Annotated in this window: 5 protein-coding genes; 4 read left to right on the top strand and 1 reads right to left on the bottom strand. The window is 58.3% G+C overall.

Annotation, left to right across the window (positions count from 1 at the left end; translation table 11 throughout):
* The 4 genes from ACXRVY_RS16075 to ACXRVY_RS16090 form a co-directional block, all read left to right on the top strand.
* Positions 1–718 (top strand): sensor histidine kinase (locus ACXRVY_RS16075; protein ID WP_458237744.1); only part of this gene is annotated, 718 nt, incomplete at its 5' end.
* A 160-nt stretch (positions 719–878) separates the two neighbouring features.
* Positions 879–1,547 (top strand): class I SAM-dependent methyltransferase, encoded by a 669-nt coding sequence (locus ACXRVY_RS16080; RefSeq protein WP_223460067.1) that lies wholly within the window; start codon positions 879–881, stop codon positions 1,545–1,547.
* A 4-nt stretch (positions 1,548–1,551) separates the two neighbouring features.
* The gene (locus ACXRVY_RS16085; protein WP_223459982.1) at positions 1,552–2,265 is read left to right on the top strand and encodes a lipopolysaccharide kinase InaA family protein; all 714 of its coding nucleotides are present in this window, start codon (positions 1,552–1,554) and stop codon (positions 2,263–2,265) included.
* Between the two features lie 2 nt (positions 2,266–2,267).
* Entirely contained in the window at positions 2,268–2,495 is a 228-nt protein-coding gene (locus ACXRVY_RS16090) for a hypothetical protein (protein ID WP_223459984.1), read from the top strand.
* 216 nt (positions 2,496–2,711) lie between these two features.
* Here the strand turns inward: ACXRVY_RS16090 and ACXRVY_RS16095 are convergent.
* On the bottom strand, positions 2,712–5,348 hold a 2,637-nt coding region (locus ACXRVY_RS16095), incomplete at its 5' end, for a multidrug efflux RND transporter permease subunit (protein ID WP_458237745.1).

The following is a 5,348-nucleotide window of genomic DNA, read 5'->3' on the forward strand; positions in this document are numbered from 1 at the left end:
GGACTATGCTGCCGACGAAGTGGGCGAACTGGCCGTGGCCTTCGACGCCACCCTCGGGCGCTTGCGTCAGGCCTTGACCCGCGAGCGGTTGTTCACCAGCGACGTCAGCCACGAATTGCGTACGCCCCTGATGATATTGGCCAGTTCCTGCGAGTTGTTGCTGGAAAACCCCGGYATCGATCAGCGCGGCCGCGCCCAGGTCGAGCGCATTGCCCGGGCGTGCGAAGAAATGCGTGAGCTGGTGCAAACCTTCCTGATGCTGGCCCGTGCTCAACGCGAAGACGCCAGCATGTCGCCGCAACAGTCCCTTAGCCAGGTGGCCGAGGGCCTGCTCGGTCTGTGGCGCGAGCCCATAGAAGAAAAAGGATTGAAGTTGATCTTCGAACCGGGGAACCCCAAGGCCAAGGGCTACAACGCGACATTCCTGCACGCGGTGATGGGTAACTTGCTGCGCAATGCCTTGCATTACACCGAACAGGGCTTCATCCGCCTGACCCTGACGGGTACGGGCTTTGTGGTCGAAGACAGTGGCGTGGGCATTCCCGAGGAAAAACGCGAGGCGATGTTCGAACCCTTCGTTCGGGGCGACGAAAAGCGCGGGGAAGGCCTGGGCCTGGGGCTTTCACTGGTGCAGCGGATCTGTGAAAACCAGGGCTGGAGCGTCAGCCTGACAACCATGGAACCTAGTGGCTGCCGTTTTCAGGTGGAGTTGTCCTGAATTTGATCAGTTGAGTCGGGTGTTCAGCAAACGCTACCTATTCTGTAAAACCCTGTAATATTTCGGGGTTTCCCGTGACAAATTTTTCACAAGTGGATCACCTGTCGCCGACACCCCAAAGCCCAAGGTAGTTGCTATCAGAAGTTCAGGAGACCTGATGATGGGCGGTCCGATCAAACTCGATTTTTCCGAAAAGTACGACGATCAGCACGCACAACGCTATTTGCGCAAACATCAGGAGGGTCTCGGCCGTCGATTGTCCCATTGGCGTGACGAACAACTGGCGCGCAAGGCGTTGGCTCTGGTTGGCGAGCCTGGTTTGATCCTCGATTTGCCGTGCGGTGCAGGGCGTTTCTGGCCCTTGCTGGCAAAAAAATCCAACCGCGTGATCATCGGCGCCGATAACTCGCAGTCCATGCTGAAGATCGCAGCCCGGGCGCAACCTGCCGACGTGGTAAAACGGGTACAACCCTTGCACACGTCTGCATTCGACATTGCTTTGCCGGACAACTCCGTCGACAGCATTTTTTGCATGCGCTTGTTCCACCACATCGGTGAAGCCGARCATCGCATGGCCATTTTGCGCGAATTCGAGCGAGTTTCCCGTGACAGTGTGATCCTTTCGCTGTGGGTCGATGGCAACTTCGAGGCATGGAAACGCAAGCGCTCGGAGAAAACCCGTGGGCAGGAAGGTTACCAAAACCGGTTTGTGTTACCGGCCGCTACCGTAGAAAAGGAAATTGAGCAGGCGGGTTTCCTCATCCAGGAACAACTGGACTTTTTGCCGCTCTATGCGATGTGGCGAGTTTACGTATTACGCAAGAGGTAACAGGATGGCAGTGCAGTGTGCAGCAGAAACGGAAGTCGCTCCCCAGGACCGCTTCGATTACTTTTGGAATCAGCGCGGTGAATGGGTGGAAGAACCCAACGTCCGTCGCGGCGGGGAAAGCGGCGTTCAACGGGTGATGGGCAGCGATGGTCAACTGCTCTACGTCAAGCGTCAGACCGGGCATATCCATCGTAGCTTGCAGCACCCTTTCGGGCGGCCTACGGTAATGCGCGAGCATGCTGCGCTCATCGGTGTGACCGAGCTTGGCGTACGGGTTCCGCAAATCGTTTTCTGCGGCGCACAGCGCGATCCTGTGCACAAGTGGCGTGCCTTGCTGGTCACCAAGTCGCTGGACGGCTACGAGGAAATCGATCGCTGGTATGCCGGTGGCGGTCGCGAACGTCATGGTGAAGCCATAAACGACCGGGTGCTCAAGGACCTGGCTGAAAACCTGGCTCGCATGCACAAGGGCCGCTGGCAGCACGGTTGCCTTTACGACAAGCACGTATTCGTTCGCGTGACGGGTGAGGGCGAGTCGGCCAAGGTCGAAGTTGCCCTGATCGATCTGGAGAAGTGCCGACGGCGTTTGACCGCCTATCGCGCAGCTGTCCATGACTTGAAGCAGTTGCGTCGCCACTCGTCGTTCAGCGCGGCAGACTGGCAAAAGTTCATCTATTTTTATGAGACGGCGTTTGGCAGCGCTATCAAGGGTTTATAGCGATGAAACTCGAAATTGCACGAGGTTTGTTTCTGGTAGGAGCCTTGGCAGTTGCATCGATCGCGATGGCAACCTGGGAGCAACCACGCCCCCAGGTTCTCAGCTCGATAAGCGCGGAAGAACATTGTCCATTGCCACGGGTTGCGAAGGCATCCGTGGCCACTCGACCCGATCATGATCTGTTGTTGTTCATGTTCGGACTTTCTCAGGGATTGAGGTCGCAAAATTGAACCGATTGAAGCCCAAATGAAAGGCCTCGCTGATGCGAGGCCTTTTTTTTACCTGAAGAAAGCAGCCAGGTATCACACAAAACCCTGTGGGAGCGAGCTTGCTCCGGGCGGCGTTCCGACGATGGCGGCGTATCAGTCGATATCTATGGTGGTTGACACGCCCTCATCGCGAGCAAGCTTGCTCCCACAGGTTCCTCTCCCATAGATACATCTGTGTCAGGGTTGATCGGGCTTGGCCAGCAACGTGTAGATGCAGGGCAACACAAACAGGGTGAACAGCGTGCCGATCGACATRCCCGTCGCGATGACCGTGCCGATATCGAACCGGCTGACCGCGCCGGCACCGGTGGCGATGATCAATGGYACCATGCCGAACACCATCGCCGCGGTGGTCATCAAGACCGGACGCAGCCGGATGGCCGCCGCTTCCTCTACTGCTTCCCGTGCCGTCAGGCCCTTGTCCTTGCGTAGCTGGTTGGCGAACTGGACGATCAGAATGCCGTGCTTGCTGATCAGCCCGATCAACGTCACCAGCCCGACCTGGGTGTAGATGTTCATGCTCGACCAACCCAGGAACAGCGGAATCAATGCTCCGCAGATAGACAGGGGCACGGTGACCAGGATCACCAGCGGGTCGCGGAAGCTTTCGAACTGGGCCGCCAGCACCAGGAAAATGATCGCCAGTGCCAGGGCAAAGGTGACCCATAGGGCACTGCCTTCCTGAACGTACTGCCTCGATGCGCCGGCGTAGTCGAAGGCAAAGCCGGCGGGTGCCTCTTCCCGGGCGATCTGGCGCACCAGGTCGATGGCTTCCCCCATGCTCACCAGCGGTACTCCGGACAGGATGGCCGAGTTGAGTTGCTGGAACTGGTTCAGTTGTCGTGGTCGGGCACGGTCGGTGACGGTGATCAGGGTCGATAACGCCAACAGTTCGCCTTTGGTGTTTTTCACGTAGTAATTGTTCAGCCAGTCCGGGTTGTCGCGGAACGGCTGCTCGACCTGGGCAATGACTTTGTAGCTGCGACCTTCAACAGTGAAACGGTTGATCTCGGCTTCACCCAGCATGGTCGCCAGGGTTCCCCCCAGATCCTGCATGGAAACCCCCATCTGCGCGGCCTTGGCGCGGTCGATATCGACCACCACTTCCGGCTTGTCGAAGGCCAGGTCAACGTGGACAAACGCAAACTTGCCGGATTCCTTTGCACGTTTTTTTACCCGGTCGGCCACCTGCAGCAGCAATTCGTAATCGTTGGCGGAGTTGATGACGAACTGGAACGGCACGCCTTCGCCGGTGCCCGGCAGTGATGGCAGGTTGAAGCCGAAAATCTGCAACCCCGGGATCTTTTCCAGTTTGGCCTGCACCTCGGGCAGGATCGCCATTTGCGTGCGACTGCGCTCGTTCCACGGCTTGAGCAGGAAACCGCCGATGCCCGACTGCACGCCGTTGAAACCGTTGATCTGGAATGACGAGTAGTACTCGGGAAACGCCTTGAAGATCGAGACGAACTCATCGGTGTAGATGTTCAGGTAGTTGAGGTTGGTCGGTTGCGGGGCGTTGGCTATCATGAAAATGATGCCCTGGTCCTCATCCGGCGCCAGTTCCGATTTGGTGAATTTGAGAAAGACCGGAATCAGGCACAGTACGATCACGGCGAACACCAGCACCACCGGCCGGGTGTTGAGAGTGCCGTGAAGCATGCTCTGGTAGCGGCGCTTGAGGTTTTCGAAAATCATGTCCAGGCGATGGGCCAGGCCACTGGGGTTCTCATCGTGACGCAGAAGGAACGCACACATCATCGGCGACAGGGTCAGGGCAACAATGCCGGAAATCACCACCGCGCCGGCCAGAGTCAGGGCGAACTCCTTGAACAGTGCCCCGGTCAGGCCGGTCAGGAAGCCGATCGGTGCATACACCGCGGCCAGGGTGATGGTCATCGAGACCACCGGCATGGCGATTTCCCGGGCACCTTCAATGGCGGCGTCGAGCGGTGTCTTGCCTTCCTCGATGTGGCGGTGAATGTTTTCCACCACCACGATGGCGTCATCCACCACCAAACCGATGGCCAATACCATCGCCAGCAGGGTAAGCAGGTTGATGGAGTACCCCATCATCTGCATGAAGAACATGACGCCGATCATCGACAGCGGGATGGTCACCACCGGGATCACCACCGAACGCAGGGCGCCGAGGAACAGGAACACMACCACGATCACGATCAGCACCGCTTCGAACAGGGTTTTCACCACTTCATCGATCGAGGCCTGGATGAACAGGGTGGCGTCGTAGGCGATCTCAGCCTTGAGGTTCGGCGGTAGCTGGGCTTCAAGTTCCGGAAGGATCTTGCGCACTTCCTTGATCACTTCCAGCGGGTTGGCGCCGGGCGTCGCCTTGATGCCGATGTACACCGAAGGGGTGCCACCGAACGAGCTGATGGTGTCGTAGTTTTCCGCGCCCATTTCCACACGCGCCACATCGCGCAGCAGCACGCGGCTGTCGCCATCGACCTTGAGCGCAATCGCCCCGAAGGCTTCGGCGGACTTGAGTTCGGTATTGGCGTTGATGCTGGTGACAACGTATTCGCCTTTCACCTCACCGGCGGCCGAGAGGAAGTTGTACTGGCGCACCGCGTTGGTCACATCGCTGGCACTGAGGCCGAAACCAGAGAGCTTCACCGGGTCCAGCCACAGGCGCATGGCAAAGACCTGGTTGCCGAGGATCTCGGCTTCGGCCATGCCGGGCAAGGTCGCCAGTTTCGGCTGGATCACCCGCGACAGGTAATCGGTAATCTGCGGGTTGCTCAATTCCTTGCTGAAAAAACTCATGTACATCAGCACTGACGCATCGGCAGATTG

It is taken from the genome of Pseudomonas sp. P5_A2_2 (assembly GCF_054177685.1).